Source organism: Paenibacillus sp. NPDC056933, assembly GCF_042674385.1.
Taxonomy (GTDB): Bacteria; Bacillota; Bacilli; order Paenibacillales; family Paenibacillaceae; genus Paenibacillus.
Genome location: NZ_JBHUQN010000002.1, coordinates 1,029,206 through 1,043,825 on the forward strand (window position 1 = coordinate 1,029,206; position 14,620 = coordinate 1,043,825).

The window sequence follows — 14,620 nt, forward strand, 5'->3', positions numbered from 1 at the left end:
AACAACTTATTTCTCTTCCAGATATGCACGAGTGAAGTCAATAGCTCCACTGAAATCAAGTTGTACGCCTTTCAGATAAGGCTTAGTCAAAGATACGTTAGTGTAGTAGTAGATCGGCAATACGCCCATTTCATCTTGAACCAAAATTTTCTCAGCATCAGCAAATGCAGCCATACGTGTTGCTGGATCAGCAGATTTTACAGTTTCTTTAACATCTTTGTCATACTGTTCGTTGCTGAATTTGGAATCATTGTTTGTGTTTCCAGTAGTCCACATTTCCAAGAAGTTGTACGGATCGTTATAGTCAGCAGACCAGCCCGCACGAGCGATTTGGAAGTTTTGGTTTTGACGGTTCTCAAGGAATACGCCCCACTCTTGGTTTTCCGTTTTCACGTCAACACCAAGGTTCTTCTTCCACATGTCAGCAACGGCAAGAGCGATTTTCGCATGATTGTCACTAGTGTTGTAGATCAAAGTTACTGCAGGCAACGTTGTGTAGCCTTCTTCTTTCATACCTTCAGCAAGCAATTTTTTAGCTTCGTCCACATTTTCAGTGAAGTAGTCGTCTTTGTGCTCATCACGGAACTCGCCTTTTTCACCGCGGATACCTGGAGGTACAAAGCCGAATGCAGGAATTTGTCCACCTTGTGTTACTTTATCAACGATCAACTGACGCTCGATAGACATTGCAAATGCTTTACGAATTTTAGCGTTGTTGAATGGAGCTTCATTAACGTTGAACTGATAGTAGTACGTACTTGCAATACCAGTAGCTTTAAACTCGTCAGGCAATTCCGCTTTTACAGAAGGAATTTGGTCTGTTGGAATTTCACCGTTAGGTGCACCAGTGTAATCCAGTTGTCCAGACTTATAAGCTTGCAGTTCGGAAGCACTGCTGCTTGTCAAAGACATGTTGATTTCAGACAATTTGATGTCTGAAGCTGCATGGAAGCTTTCGTTTTTCTTAACAACGATTTTTTGACCTTTAGCGTACTGATCCATTGTGAATGGTCCGTTAACGATCATGTTTTTGTAATCAGTGAAGAATTTGTCATTGGTATCAGCAGACTTGTGTACTGGGTAGTACGTGTAGAATGCTGTCAGACCCAAGAAGTAAGGTGTTGGGTTTTCCAACGTTACTTCCAGCGTGTGCTCGTCAGTAGCTTTAACACCTACTTGAGAGAAATCTGTGATTTTAGTACCTTTATATTTTTCGTCTTTGCTCAGGTTGTAACCCTCAGCACCTTTGATGTAGTACAATTGGTAAGCATATGGAGAAGCTGTTTCCGGTTTCAAAGCGCGTTCCCAAGAACGTACAAAGTCTTCGGCAGTGATTGCATCACCGTTGCTCCATTTTGCTTCAGGGTCCAGGTTGAACGTGTATTTCAGACCATCCGGCGAAATTACCCAGTCTTTTGCAACGCCCGGAGCTTCTTTACCATCAGCGTCGATACGAACAAGACCTTCATACAAGAATTTCAGAACAGTGTTGGTTTGGCTGTCTTTAGCTTGAGCCGGGTCCAACGTAGGAGGTTCAGCTGTCAGGTTAATTTTCAGCACTTGATCTTTCGCAAGACCATTGCTCTCGCCTGCAGAACCAGTATCGGTGTTACCTGTGCCTTCGTTTTTCGATCCGCACGCTGCAAGTACGGTACCGAACGCCAAAATTAGCGTCAAAAGGACTAATAGACTTTTCCTTTTCATCTAACACTTTCCCCCTAAATTGATATGGTTTATGTTTATAGATTATACAACCACCGGTCAAAAAAATCTACATTACTTTTTCAGAAAGTAATGTTTTTTTCAGTATTCGACAAAATCGACACATTTTTTAGTCCTCTTGCGTTATGTATCCTTACATCTGTTTCATGAAGTATCTAAATAATCCAAATATAGTAAACAAAATGTACCCAAAACTCATCATTACAAAAGCCATGCGCCAAACGGCCCGGAACATTCTACCCCCATCGACCTTTCCTTTTAGGCGATTTTGAGCCCCTCCGATAAATCCAAGGGCTATTAGTATGAGTAAAAGCGTTAAATAAAATCCGAAATTCGAATCAAATGTTAAGTTGAATAACGCCGAAACGGAGAAAATAAGAAATACGGTTGTCACATCCATTGCAGATCGTAACGCTGCTCGCTTATCTTTCTTCCACCCGTACATTATCCAGTAAACAAGTAAAAACGGAAAAAACGGCAGTATGCTCAGCACAATAAAAAATCCCATCAACTCACTCCTTCCGGTTGCATGCCTTCAATCAGATGAAGCAGTAATTCATGCATCGGAGCAGTCAAGCCACACCGACGCGCCATGCTTACAATTTGCCCGTTAATGGATCGGACCTCTGTCTGTCTTCCATTCAAAACATCCGATAACATGGAGGAAGTATTTGAGGCAGTAGAATGACAGACAGACAGGATTTGCTCCCATACATCCACGTCCAAAACGATTCCGCTTGCTTCATATGTCATCATTGCCTCGTCATATAGCTGACGCATCAACACGATCCGTTCCTTCCTCGTGATTAACTCACCGTTGGGTATACGCCACAGGGCAGTAAGAGGGTTAATGACAGCGTTAATTAAAAGTTTTCTGTATATCAGCTTATCGATTTCATTCGACACTGTACAGTCAAATCCTGCCTGCTGCAAAAGTCCCGTTAAATGAATTAACTCATTCTGATCCGCCGGAGTTTGGGATGCAGGACATACATTTGCACTCTTGCCCAACCAAGTCTCTCCCCTGCCTGCCCTGATGACCCTATCTTGCTCACGTTTTGCACCTTCAGTGGTTATGACACTCCATATATTGCAATGCGGCATACTCCATTGTAAGTCCTCCAAATGCCCCATACCGTTTTGAAAACATGCTATATTCAGGGTCTTGGTCTTCAAGGCCTTTATTTCACGAATGACATCATGTACCGCCGTCTGCTTCACCATTAAAAGCAGCCATTCCCCAGGTAACTGTTCAGGTTGTGCTTGTCTTCGGGATAAGGCTTTAATCTCATCGGCTTGAATCAGGCTAGGAGGAATTTGTTTGATTCTTCCCCCCTCGATCACTTTAAAGCCTTCTCTATTCAGTTTCTCTGCCTGTTCAGCCGTTCTGGTCCAGAATCGAACCTCGTAACCAGCAGCAAGAAGTTTCCCTCCATATAAAAGACCCAGCGACCCTGCTCCTACAACGTCAATGATCATGCAGCATCCCTACCTCTGCTCAAAAAGTTCTTTCATATATAATAGAACAAAAACAGCAAACAAAAAACCCGTCATCCCTGCCGTTATATAACGAAGGTGTGACGGGCCTGATCTAAACAGAGAATCAAACACATTTTGTTGTTATTCAATTCGTTCCAGGTTTCCGTTGGCATCCATTTTGAATCTTGTTTTGAGTTCTTCTTCCTCTTCTGTCAAAAATGCAAGTCTGCGAGCGCGATCCATAATCTGAATCAGCGCTTTATAATCGTCGTTCACCACACGATAGTCTGTCTGCACTTCATTTACTTCCTTGGACAGCCGATCATTCTCGCAGCGGAGTTCATGAAGTTCATCCTCTTTTTCCCGCAGCTCCTTCTCAAGCATCTTAAGCTGGCGACTATTCTCCTGGGCTGTACCCTTCCATTGACGCAAGAAACGAATTACGGCATCAATGGAAAGAGAGTCTTCAGAGATTCCATCTGCCTTGTACAGATTATCTTCTGTATCCAGTGTGGACAATGCTGCCACCTGTGGTCCAAGCAAAGCTGGCTGCTTGCGAAGATAGCTCCGTTTTTGACGTTGAGCCTTGGCATTGCTAATAGCAGACTCATACTTCTTACGAACACAACTGTTCCAGCGAAAACCGCAAGCGGCTGAAGTTCTGCCTATTTTTTCGCCTACCTCTTCAAAAGCAGCCAGTTGTGTGCTCCCTTCCCGAATATGACGCAAAGTAACCTCTGCCAAAATCAAATCGTCCTCTGTACTCCAAGCATCCTGTCTCACTGCAGTCATGCTATAATACCCTCCTAACAACATCCTAAAATAACCGTCCCCATGACCGATTTCCGGCCTGTGAATTAGGTATAAAAGCTGCTTCATTCATTCTTATGCCTCTCATAGAGTTCATAGAATTGATTTCATACTAAAATGTATTTCCACATTTGAGTCTACTCATACGTGACATATGCAAAACAGGCCATACTTTAATTCATTTCAACAAAAAAAGAATTCGCTTTCATATCCAATTTTGTTTACACCTTTTTCCTTTCCCGGTATAATGTTGTGTAGACAATCTATGATCGTACATAGGAGAGGAGGACTTACCGTGGCGCGCATGTTTCGGGTACTCGGGTTCTTCACGCTTGCGATTGGCCTGATGGCTTTTGCGGGAGACCTGGTCGAAATGGCTTTGCTTTTTTTCCTGCAGACTGCGTTTTTTGTCATTTTGGGATATTTGAAATTTACCGAACGAACGTACATATTGCTCTTCTGGGGTTATATGATCGTGACATTCACAGGGTTCAGCTACTGGACCGTATTCCAAATGGATTTGCCGCTCTAATCCGCCAGCAGCATCAAAGCGATCCGGCTACAGTCGGATTGCTTTTTTGTTATTTCAGATTAAATGATTGTTCTTTTATGTTATGTAACCACTAAGGATATTTCACGTATTTGTTTCATATATTGTCTGAAAGAGATAGCCTGTACCTGAGATATTAACCGAGAGGAGAATGATTGGTGAAACACCGATACGGCATTCCTGCCTTCATCGTATGTATTATATTATTTATCCAACTGCCATCGACATATGCCTATGGAGAGTCTTCACCTCAAGATACTCATGAGCTATTGCAAAAAAGTCTATCCATCGTCGAAATCGATCATGAAATCGAGCGAATTGGAGAAAGACAAAAACAGCTGGATGAACAGCGCCAAGCGTTGTCCTTACAGCTTCAGGAACAGGAAGAACAGATACATATTCAGCAAGATCGGGCAGGTGCTGTTGTAAGGTCCTACTATACTGGAGAGCGAGACAGTCTCTTGATGACTGTACTTGGAGCAAGATCTTTCAAAGACCTGTTTATTCTATTCGACTACTATCAGATCATCATGGGAAGGGACCAGGCTGTACTGGACAAGTACCAGGACCGATACCGGAGCTTGCAACAAACGTCCTCACAGATTAGTCAGACCCGTGCAGAATTGTCTGAACTAAAAATCAATCTTCAGCATCAACGGGAACGTGTACTTGCATTGCAGAAAGAGGTAGACGGAAAAGTAGCCGCCAGCGGAGATGCTGCGGTCATGCAAAAATTGATGGATGAACTGACCAGCTATTGGGAGAATATCGGCATATATGAGGTCAAGCACTACTTCAAAGCATTGGCAGCGGCCATGCAGAACCTGCCACAGTTCATTCAGGAGCAGAACGGAGGAATATCAACTACTGGAAAGACATACACGATTCGAATTGAGCAAGATGAACTGAACACGTTTTTGCGGTCCCAGAATCCCATCTTTGAAGACTTCGCCTTTGAGTTTGAAAAGGATCGAATTACGGCCTCTGGACAGCGTGATCAGCTGCAATTAAGTATTGAAGGACATTATACGGTAGAGAATGAACCGCAAAACTCCATTCGTTTTCATGTAGATAAACTTGTATTTAATCAGTTGGAACTACCTGATACTACACGCCGTATGCTGGAACGAGAATTCGATCTCGGATTTTACCCACAGAAAATTCTATCTTTTGTCAAAGCCACAGAGGTATCCACAAGCGAAGGCATACTTGAAGTAAAGCTCGCCATTTCATTTTGACGAGCTTTGCAAGGCAATAATGCTTTTTACGTATTGATTAGCCGTAATCTCTCCCGCGAGAAGTTGTTGGATCTTCTTTTGAAAAGCAGAAGTCAGTATAAGGCTTTCGGTTATTACAGCCTGTGAAGATTCAGCTGGAAACCAGGATTTCACATCAGTCGTATCATATTTCGTTATTAGTTTCTGTGACTCAAGATCTAGTTCCTGTTGCTTTGCGGGTAAATACTTAGCCTGTTGGTACCACTCCGATTGCACGGAAGAGGAAGTCATACCTTCAATCCAGCGGCTGGCCTCTTCCGCCTCAAGTGAGCCAGCTGCGATAACAAGACTTCTTGATCTTAGCGGTTCTAACGCATCGAGGGCTATCCTGTCTGTTGAAGCCTTTTCGCCTGCCACGCCTTGATTTCCACTCAACAAACGAGACAGCAACGTGACTACCATAGGGGCCCCCGTTTGCTCACCAGAAGCAGAGATCGTCGGATTTGTTGATTCGACCGTAATATGCGACTGGATCTGGTCCAGTAACTGTATGATCTGTTGGTACGCCTCCGTTTGCGAAGAAGTTTGCGCTTTCTTAATTCTGTCGGGGGCCATACCTGGGTCAAACTGATTCAGCCATGCACTTACCGCATGAAGATCATTTAAGTTTATTCTTATCAAATCCGTTCCATCTTGCGCTGCCTGTTGTACAAGTTTGATCCACTGGTCCTTATTTTCGGGTAAACCTGCCAAGTCGGCTTCGTCCAGGAATGAAGATCGAGCCGCGAGTACGTAGGCGTCAAAGTCAAACGGTATACCCCATTGGTAACCATTCCACTCTGTCATTTCTCTCAAGCCGACCACGGTTCCTCCCAAAGACTTGGAGAGCGTTGTACCATTTAACGGATACAGATGTCCTTTTTTGGCATGATACTGAACCTCCGAACTATCCAGAAGAATGATATCCCCGCTCTCCCCTACCGAAAATTGATTATCAAGCACTCGTTTATATGTATCTGGCTCCAAATTACGAAGACTGATTTCCACCTGTTGAGAAGCTGCTACTTCATTAGCCAATCTTTCAAACGACTGGAAGTCTGTCTTTGGCATGGAGACTACAATCTCTAGTGGGGCATGTTGGTCCTCGCTGCGCGATGAAGTGTTGGGAAATGCATCTTTCTCCTGGTCTCGTTCCTGATTCAGCTGTGAACCTCTAAAGTCAAAACTGGGAGACAGAATCGTTAACGAAAGCAGCAGTACTGCGAACAAAATAACCTGATGCCTACGCTTCATTAACTTCTCCTCCTTGCTCCCTAATTTTTTCCTGCAACACTCATTGTAACAAATAAGTAGTGCTCTTGTCCTATCCTGCCAAAAAACAGTTTTCCGATATTTTGCATACTTCGAGCATATCGAGTTCTGTGTAATAACTGATTTTTAATTTTTCAGCAAAAAAACCGGCTCTAAGAGCCGGTTCATTAGAAACATTTTCCGGGAAATAAACTCTCCTCAACCTTACAATAAATCCGCTGCAAGCTGAGCCAATTTGGAGCGTTCTCCTTTTTCCAGCATAATGTGTCCGCTGATTCCCTCCTGCTTGAATCGCTCCACAATATACGTCAGACCATTACTTGCTGAATCCAGGTAAGGATGGTCAATTTGCTCAGGGTCCCCCATCAGAATAATTTTACTGCCCTCACCGACCCTTGATACAATGGTCTTCACTTCATGACGAGACAGGTTTTGGGCTTCATCGATAATGATGAACTGTCCTGGAATGGACCGTCCACGAATATAGGTCAAGGCTTCAACCTGAATACTGCCAAGCCCCATCAAAATTTTATCAATGTCGCCTGCTTTTTTGGTATCAAACAAAAATTCCAGATTATCATAAATCGGTTGCATCCACGGTCGAAGTTTTTCTTCCTTCTCCCCAGGAAGATAACCAATATCTTTTCCCATCGGAACGACAGGACGGGCGATCAATAATTTTTTGTACTTGTGATCATCCTCCACCTTAAGCAAACCTGCAGCAAGCGCCAGCAAGGTTTTCCCTGTTCCCGCCTTTCCTGTAATCGTAACAAGGGGAATATCATCATTCAGCAGCAGCTCCAGGGCCATTCGCTGTTGCGCGTTACGTGCGCCAATGCCCCACACATTATCATTGCTCAGGAAAAGCGGCTCCAGTTTCGTTCCCTCTGTATTTACTTTGAGCAAAGCCGATTTATTGGTTCCCATTTCATCCTTGAGAATTACAAATTCATTCGGGTAAAGCGAATAAGACAACTGTAATGGTTTGATTGGCAGAAAACGATATGTGTAAAACTCATCAATAACCGAAGGGTGGACTTTCAGGGCCGTATAGCCCGGGTACAACTCACTCAGTCCTGCGGTCCGATCTGATAAGTAATCCTGCGTAAACAGCCCAAGTACATCCGCTTTGATACGAACAAGTACATCCTTGCTGACCAGTACAACCTGACGTTCAACTATCTCTTTTTCATTTTCCTCAATTTGATAATTTAAGGCCACGGCCAAAATTCGATTATCATTCGATACCTCACCAAACATTTCCTGAACTTTCACAAAGCTGCGATGATTCAGTTCCACTTTCAGATTGCCTCCATTAGCCAGAGGTACACCACTGTGCAAATGTCCTAATTCACGCAATCCATCAAGAAGTCTCGATACATTACGGGCATTCCGGCCAATTTCATCGGCATTCCTTTTTTTGGAGTCGATCTCCTCCAGTACAACCGCGGGAATGATTACCTCATGTTCTTCAAAGGCAAATATGGCATTGGGGTCATGCAGAAGCACGTTGGTATCCAATACAAAAATCTTTTTCATTCAATCCCCTCCAAAGCGGCGTCGTTAAAGGCATGGGCTAGAACGTGAACTCAGGAATGCCAGATTATACAATTGTTTCACCATGCATGGGCAGTCCTTTTTTCTTTCCCGAGTTCGTTTTTGATCGTGTGATCTTCAGCAGCGGCATGGACAATCATGCTCCCATACATAAATGTATTCGACTAGGACAAAATAATTGTCAACCATTCTGAAAAACTCCAAGAAAGGATGAACATTTATGAAAATATGGGTGTGCACGCTGCTTATGATCTTTATACTTACAGGCTGCAACACAACTCGTAACGCTTCGCCGAATCAGGGGACACATGCGAAAGGATACGGAGGAAATGTAGCAACTCAGCAAGATCAACGGAAAGGATCTCACATGCTCAATACACAGGAAGATCGGATGCACCCTTCTGCTGTGGACCACCTGACCGAAAATACAGGTGAGGTTCATGAGAAAAACGTCATGGACAACACCAAGGCTGGGCGGATGCCAAACGAAAAAAGGGTCACCCACCTCAAAACACTTGCCAAGCAAGTGGAAGGTGTCAAAGATGCCAACTGTGTTATCCTTGGCAATACAGCCGTCGTTGGCATTGATGTGGATGGTGAACTGGAACGTGCACAAGTCGGTACGATCAAATATGCTGTAGCCGAAGCCCTTCGCAAAGATCCGGAAGGTTTGGATTCCATTGTAACCGCAGATGCCGATGTTACCGAACGTATTAAGGAAGTTGGTGAACATATTCGTCAAGGACACCCGATATCCGGCTTTGCTTCAGAGCTCGCCGACATGGTGGGACGAATCATCCCTCAACTGCCGAAAGATGTCAAAGTCCGTCAAAATCCAGATGAACATAAGCAACAAATGCAGCAGCTGCATTCATCTGACAAAAGACAACAAAAAGCCCAGTGATCTCTCACTAGGCTTTTTTCATGGCAGAAAACACCTGCTCATCTAATTTCTCAGCAGCACGCTGATCATATATTTTGACATATTGCGGCACAGAGGACAGTTGGGCTCCATAAAAAAGGGCATTCCTTACCGCTTCAATGGAAATGTCGAAGCAGCACATGTTAAAGGGAACATCCTGTAACGGATTTTGTCGTACCGAAGCACGTCCGTTTACAGCATACACCATTTCTTCTCCAAATATAGTGACGGTAATGGCCGGATTCTCAATCATATTGTTCACGAGACGTGAACGATGATCAATCGCCACACGAAGGGTGGAAGCATTCTCCGCATAGATCCAGGAGATAGCCGTTGATGTCGGACCTCCAGATTCAATGTCCACGGTGCTCAGGAGCACAAATGTTTCGTTCTTGAATTGCTGTAGAAGAGATTCAGTCAATTGTGTGACGGCTTCGGACATCCAACCAGCCCCCTAATCTTCTTTATGCAATTCTTGATGCGTTATTGATGTTATTATAACATACCACCAATCTTGCTTCCAATCCCAAAAGAAAATGGATATTACTCGGCTGATGGAGAAGTTGTTACTTTACCTGAGAGGGTATCCTGCAACGCCTGCTTGGCGTTAGCCAATTCCGTTTCGTTGATATATACATATGGACTTCTCCACTCTCCGGTTACTGGTGTGTAATGTACATCCGATTTGGAAATATTCCAGTAAGTAGCAATAAAGTTTTTCATCTGCTCCGATTCAACGTCTGTCGTCATATTTTTATCAACCGCGCCAATTACTTTGCTAATCTTCGTTACGCCGCCAAGTGATTTCAACTGATCCAGCATGGAATTCAGCACTTGGTTCTGACGTTTGTTGCGGTCAAAGTCATTGGACTCGGCTGTTTTCGGATTACAGTTCGATTTACGGTAACGAACGAAATCGAGTGCTTCTTTGCCATCCAGGTGCTGCGCTCCGGTCACCAGATTAATATCCGTGCCATCGGCTGTATCTTTGTAACACATGTTTTTGTCCACGGTCACATCCACGCCACCTACGGCATTGACAGCATCACGAAATGCCTGGAAATTCAGAACGGTGGTATAGTTGATATCCACATCCAGATATTTGCCCATCATTTCTTTCATTTGATCTTCTGCATTCTTGCCAGAGGTTTTTTCTTGCGCTTTAAATTTGGGATAATAAGAGTTCAATTTATTCGCCTTGTACCCATCCAGCTGAATACGTGTATCCCGAGGTAATGATACTATAGTTGCCGACTTGGTTTCCGGATTCAGTGCAGCTACCATGACCACATCGGAGAGATACGTGCCTGTTTCAGGACGGTTATCTGTACCTAGCAACAACATCGTAATGGGCTTGGTTTTGGCTGACATACCAGGCGGTACCGGCTTGTCGATGCCTGTATCAGCTACCTGATTATATACCCAATAGATATATCCCCCGCCTACCAAAATAGCAATAGCCAATAAACTTAAAACCAGTCTGCCAAAGGTACGCATCCGTTTCTTCTTCTTTGGTTGCTTACCCTTTCCATTCTTCGATCCAGAAGCACCGGATGAAGCCGGTGCCTGTCTCCGTGGAGGCAGTCCATTCGAATTTGAGTTCATATCTTCAACACCTTTATCACATCTGTTTTGGCCTATATATAAGACATCCGCTTTCCCTAAGGAAAACGGATGGTCTATACAAGGACAGAGTTTATGAGTTTCGAGCGGCAGCTTCTGCCTTTTTCTTTTGACGACCTTCAATGAAATAGCGCACTCGCACTAACAGCATCAAACCGACAGCCACCAACAAACATTGAATGATGGGCAGTTTGTCGATCTGAAAAATAAGAAGCATGAATGTGCCCATCGCCATCAATACATAGAGAACGATTTCCTTACCAAGCGGCAATTTCTGACGTACCCGAAACACCTTGTTATATACGTAAGTAATCAATACAAAGATGACGATGTAGGCTACGATCGGGTTTGATGCGAACCATGCTTGCATGCACAGCCAACTCCTTTCGTGTTCATGCTAGATATAAGTTAACTGGTTGATGCAACCCTTTCGATGACTCAAGAGAAGTACATGCGAGGTGACCGTTTCGGTTTCGGATCGTTCTTTCGATCGCTGTTGTCTCCAAATTTTCTTGAACGAATCTTCAAAGGTTAAAATTTGGAGACAAAGGCGAGCGCTTCGCTTCTTCAGAATCGATTCCGATCCCTTCACTACTTTTGCTGTACAAACCTTTCGTTACTCTCCGTGTACCCTCAAAACATTAACTTATATCATTTATTTTAGTTGCAGTTAGGCGTTATTTTGCAGCCATTTTACGTTGTTTCTCTGCACGTTCACGCTCGGATTTGTTCAGGATCTTCTTACGAAGACGAATAGATTTCGGTGTAATCTCACAATATTCATCTTCATTCAGATATTCAAGCGCCTGTTCCAACGAGAAGATAATCGGAGTTTTAATTTTAACCGTATCATCTTTACCTGAAGAACGAACGTTAGTCAGTTGTTTTTCTTTGCAGATGTTGACAACGATATCATTGTCTCGTGTATGCTCACCAACGATCATACCTTCGTAAATTTCTGTTCCAGGTTCCAGGAAGAGCGTACCACGATCCTCAACGCCCATCATTCCATAGAACGTAGATGTACCAGTTTCAGTTGAGATCAGTACACCTTGGTGACGTCCACCCACTTGACCGGATACTACTGGAGCGTAGCTGTCAAATGCATGGTTCATTACGCCATAACCACGAGTCAATGTCAGGAAGTTGGTGCTGTATCCAATCAGACCACGTGCAGGAATCAGGAACTCCAGACGTACTTGACCGCTACCTGTGTTGATCATGTTAACCATCTCTGCTTTACGTGCGCCCAGGCTCTCCATTACGGAACCCATGCTTTCTTCAGGGATATCAATCAACAAGCGCTCAACAGGTTCCATTTTCTTACCGTCAACTTCTTTAACGATAACTTCCGGTTTCGATACTTGCAGTTCATATCCTTCACGACGCATATTCTCAATGAGGATACCCAAGTGAAGCTCACCACGTCCGGAAACGATAAATGCATCCGGGCTGTCTGTTTCTTCTACACGAAGGGATACGTCTGTTTCCAGCTCTTTAAACAAACGTTCGCGCAGTTTACGGGAAGTTACCCATTTACCTTCACGACCTGCAAAAGGACTGTTGTTCACGAGGAACGTCATTTGTAGTGTTGGCTCATCAATTTTCAGAACTGGCAAAGCTTCAGGGTGGTTAGGATCAGCGATGGTTTCACCAATGTTGATGTCCTTGATCCCTGCAATGGCAACGATATCGCCCGCTCCCGCTTCTTCTGTCTCAACACGTTTGAGACCTTGGAAACCAAACAGTTTTTCGATGCGTGCTGTTTTGCTTTTGCCATCTCGCATAATAACCGTAACGGATTGTCCTTGACGGATTACACCGCGGTTTACACGACCGATCGCAATACGGCCAAGGTATTCATTGTAGTCCATCAAAGTAACGAGGAATTGAAGTGGTTCTTCAACATTCTCAGTAGGGTGTGGGATGTGGCTGACGATGGTATTGTAGATAGCCATCATGTTGTCATCTTGTTTCGCAGGGTCATCTTCCATGCTGGATGTTCCGTTCAATGCGGAAGCATACACAACTGGGAATTCGAGTTGTTGATCGTTGGCACCCAGTTCGATGAACAGGTCCAGTACTTCATCAATAACCTCAGACGGACGAGCCGCTGGACGGTCAATTTTGTTTACGACAACGATTGGTGTCAGGTTGTGCTCCAATGCTTTACGCAATACGAATTTCGTTTGCGGCATGCAGCCCTCGTAAGCATCAACAACGAGCAATACACCGTCAACCATTTTCATGATACGTTCCACTTCACCACCAAAGTCGGCGTGTCCTGGTGTATCCACGATATTGATCAGGTAATCTTTATAGGTAATAGCTGTGTTTTTGGCCAGAATCGTAATACCGCGTTCACGCTCCAAATCGTTGGAGTCCATTGCGCGCTCCTGTACCGTTTCGTGATCACGGAAAGTACCGGATTGCTGGAGCAACTTGTCGACGAGTGTTGTTTTCCCGTGGTCGACGTGGGCAATAATCGCAATATTGCGAATGTGTTCTCTTGAATGCATGGTTTGTATCCATATCCTTTCCAATTTCAATTCTTATCTACTAAACTTCCCGCAATTTCGCAGGTTACTCACCCAAAATAAGCGTCGGTGATATCCCGACGCATGTCTATATCCCTTATATTATAGTTGATCATAGGTAAAAATCAAGATATTTCGCTTGAAAGACCATTGGGAATGTTACCAGCCTCTCCCTTGACGTCCTCGGCCAAACAACAACCACATTCCGCCTACAATCAAAAGTACTGCCAGTACGTAGATAATACCCGTGTGAAGCAGTGTAAATCCGAATAAAATGATTGAAAGGATTCCCACGCCCGCTGCAACCGGAAGTACCCAGTCAGGTCTTCGGTGATCGATCAGTGCATATTCAAGCAAACCAATTGCAATTCCCAGCAAAAATGCAGGCCATAGATTACTCATCAATCCACCGCCCCATGTATTCGTGATTCCGAATAACAGGCCATAGACCGTTAACGTGCCTGCTGGAACGAGTGACCATGATGGCGTAAGCCTTGCATAGTATAATGCATGAAGAGCAATACCAGGCAACAATATGAGCAAAGGCCAGAAGTGCCGTCCAATGAAGCCAAACACACCAAGTTTGCCAAGTAAAATAATTAAACCCGCCACTACAATGAAAATCCCAATTGCTTTTTCGTTTCTCATCTTCATCTACAATCACCTCTTATACATTTGGCTATGTACCCCGAAAGCTAAACTGCTCAAGCATTCGATGATGACTGACTGTCTCCAGCCTGCTTCTAGTGTAGCCGATGTGTATGCAAAAAACTACACTTTATGTCGCACTTCGCCTCTCTCCATATCCTTTATTACCCTAAAATGCCTTTACTATTACTTCTCCAAGGTAGCTCTGTTCTTCGCAACCGCAGACAACATATGAATACAGCAA

Annotated in this window: 14 protein-coding genes; 3 read left to right on the forward strand and 11 right to left on the reverse strand. The window is 44.0% G+C overall.

The features are described from left to right. Window positions 1-6: 6 nt before the first annotated feature. The 4 genes from ACFTRD_RS19570 to ACFTRD_RS19585 all read right to left on the reverse strand — a co-directional run bounded on the left by ACFTRD_RS19570 (window position 7) and on the right by ACFTRD_RS19585 (window position 3,993). On the reverse strand, window positions 7-1,704 hold the full coding sequence (locus ACFTRD_RS19570; protein WP_379382840.1) for a peptide ABC transporter substrate-binding protein: 1,698 nt from the start codon (window positions 1,702-1,704) through the stop codon (window positions 7-9). Window positions 1,705-1,855: 151 nt separating this feature from the next. Beyond that, window positions 1,856-2,230: a DUF3397 domain-containing protein gene (locus ACFTRD_RS19575; RefSeq protein WP_379382842.1), complete on the reverse strand. Its 375-nt coding sequence runs from the start codon at window positions 2,228-2,230 to the stop codon at window positions 1,856-1,858. Further along, window positions 2,230-3,201: a ketopantoate reductase family protein gene (locus tag ACFTRD_RS19580; RefSeq protein ID WP_379382844.1), complete on the reverse strand. Its 972-nt coding sequence runs from the start codon at window positions 3,199-3,201 to the stop codon at window positions 2,230-2,232. The genes ACFTRD_RS19575 and ACFTRD_RS19580 overlap by 1 nt, the downstream gene beginning before the upstream one ends. Window positions 3,202-3,342: 141 nt before the next feature. Continuing rightward, entirely contained in the window at window positions 3,343-3,993 is a 651-nt protein-coding gene (locus tag ACFTRD_RS19585; protein ID WP_379382846.1) for an RsfA family transcriptional regulator, read from the reverse strand. 313 nt (window positions 3,994-4,306) lie between these two features. Between ACFTRD_RS19585 and ACFTRD_RS19590 the strand changes: the two genes are divergently transcribed. Further along, window positions 4,307-4,543, forward strand: coding sequence for a DUF2626 domain-containing protein (locus ACFTRD_RS19590; RefSeq protein ID WP_053781237.1), 237 nt, complete (start codon window positions 4,307-4,309; stop codon window positions 4,541-4,543). A gap of 176 nt (window positions 4,544-4,719) precedes the next feature. Then, a complete protein-coding gene (locus tag ACFTRD_RS19595) occupies window positions 4,720-5,799 on the forward strand; it encodes a coiled-coil domain-containing protein (protein WP_379382848.1) in 1,080 nt (359 codons plus the stop codon). Here ACFTRD_RS19595 and ACFTRD_RS19600 read toward each other — a convergent pair. After that, window positions 5,791-7,071 carry an extracellular solute-binding protein gene (locus tag ACFTRD_RS19600; protein ID WP_379382850.1) on the reverse strand — a complete coding sequence of 427 codons (1,281 nt, stop codon included), beginning with the start codon at window positions 7,069-7,071 and terminating at the stop codon, window positions 5,791-5,793. The genes ACFTRD_RS19595 and ACFTRD_RS19600 overlap by 9 nt on opposite strands. A gap of 222 nt (window positions 7,072-7,293) precedes the next feature. Next, complete coding sequence (locus tag ACFTRD_RS19605) at window positions 7,294-8,628, reverse strand: PhoH family protein (RefSeq protein WP_192268990.1); 1,335 nt, start codon at window positions 8,626-8,628, stop codon at window positions 7,294-7,296. 238 nt (window positions 8,629-8,866) lie between these two features. Between ACFTRD_RS19605 and ACFTRD_RS19610 the strand changes: the two genes are divergently transcribed. Continuing rightward, window positions 8,867-9,550: a YhcN/YlaJ family sporulation lipoprotein gene (locus ACFTRD_RS19610; protein WP_379382852.1), complete on the forward strand. Its 684-nt coding sequence runs from the start codon at window positions 8,867-8,869 to the stop codon at window positions 9,548-9,550. A 7-nt stretch (window positions 9,551-9,557) separates the two neighbouring features. On the opposite strand, the gene ACFTRD_RS19615 is transcribed toward ACFTRD_RS19610, so the two are convergent. From ACFTRD_RS19615 to ACFTRD_RS19635, 5 genes are all read right to left on the reverse strand, one after another. Continuing rightward, the gene (locus tag ACFTRD_RS19615; RefSeq protein ID WP_379382854.1) at window positions 9,558-10,010 is read right to left on the reverse strand and encodes a pyridoxamine 5'-phosphate oxidase family protein; all 453 of its coding nucleotides are present in this window, start codon (window positions 10,008-10,010) and stop codon (window positions 9,558-9,560) included. Window positions 10,011-10,111: 101 nt separating this feature from the next. Continuing rightward, window positions 10,112-11,173, reverse strand: a complete 1,062-nt coding sequence (locus ACFTRD_RS19620) for an LCP family protein (RefSeq protein WP_192268994.1) — start codon at window positions 11,171-11,173, stop codon at window positions 10,112-10,114. Between the two features lie 91 nt (window positions 11,174-11,264). After that, on the reverse strand, window positions 11,265-11,561 hold the full coding sequence (locus tag ACFTRD_RS19625) for a YlaH-like family protein (RefSeq protein WP_062326448.1): 297 nt from the start codon (window positions 11,559-11,561) through the stop codon (window positions 11,265-11,267). Window positions 11,562-11,868: 307 nt separating this feature from the next. Continuing rightward, entirely contained in the window at window positions 11,869-13,710 is a 1,842-nt protein-coding gene (gene typA / locus ACFTRD_RS19630) for a translational GTPase TypA (protein ID WP_379382857.1), read from the reverse strand. Between the two features lie 177 nt (window positions 13,711-13,887). Continuing rightward, window positions 13,888-14,382: a hypothetical protein gene (locus ACFTRD_RS19635; protein ID WP_379382859.1), complete on the reverse strand. Its 495-nt coding sequence runs from the start codon at window positions 14,380-14,382 to the stop codon at window positions 13,888-13,890. Window positions 14,383-14,620 lie beyond the last annotated feature (238 nt).

Bases quoted from the DNA above. Each gene is read 5' to 3' on its own strand.
- ACFTRD_RS19570 (WP_379382840.1), bottom strand. From the start codon at position 1,704: ATGAAAAGGAAAAGTCTATTAGTCCTTTTGACGCTAATTTTGGCGTTC.
- ACFTRD_RS19575 (WP_379382842.1), bottom strand. From the start codon at position 2,230: ATGGGATTTTTTATTGTGCTGAGCATACTGCCGTTTTTTCCGTTTTTA.
- ACFTRD_RS19580 (WP_379382844.1), bottom strand. From the start codon at position 3,201: ATGATCATTGACGTTGTAGGAGCAGGGTCGCTGGGTCTTTTATATGGA.
- ACFTRD_RS19585 (WP_379382846.1), bottom strand. From the start codon at position 3,993: ATGACTGCAGTGAGACAGGATGCTTGGAGTACAGAGGACGATTTGATT.
- ACFTRD_RS19600 (WP_379382850.1), bottom strand. From the start codon at position 7,071: ATGAAGCGTAGGCATCAGGTTATTTTGTTCGCAGTACTGCTGCTTTCG.
- ACFTRD_RS19605 (WP_192268990.1), bottom strand. From the start codon at position 8,628: ATGAAAAAGATTTTTGTATTGGATACCAACGTGCTTCTGCATGACCCC.
- ACFTRD_RS19610 (WP_379382852.1), top strand. From the start codon at position 8,867: ATGAAAATATGGGTGTGCACGCTGCTTATGATCTTTATACTTACAGGC.
- ACFTRD_RS19615 (WP_379382854.1), bottom strand. From the start codon at position 10,010: ATGTCCGAAGCCGTCACACAATTGACTGAATCTCTTCTACAGCAATTC.
- ACFTRD_RS19620 (WP_192268994.1), bottom strand. From the start codon at position 11,173: ATGAACTCAAATTCGAATGGACTGCCTCCACGGAGACAGGCACCGGCT.
- ACFTRD_RS19625 (WP_062326448.1), bottom strand. From the start codon at position 11,561: ATGCAAGCATGGTTCGCATCAAACCCGATCGTAGCCTACATCGTCATC.
- typA (WP_379382857.1), bottom strand. From the start codon at position 13,710: ATGCATTCAAGAGAACACATTCGCAATATTGCGATTATTGCCCACGTC.
- ACFTRD_RS19635 (WP_379382859.1), bottom strand. From the start codon at position 14,382: ATGAAGATGAGAAACGAAAAAGCAATTGGGATTTTCATTGTAGTGGCG.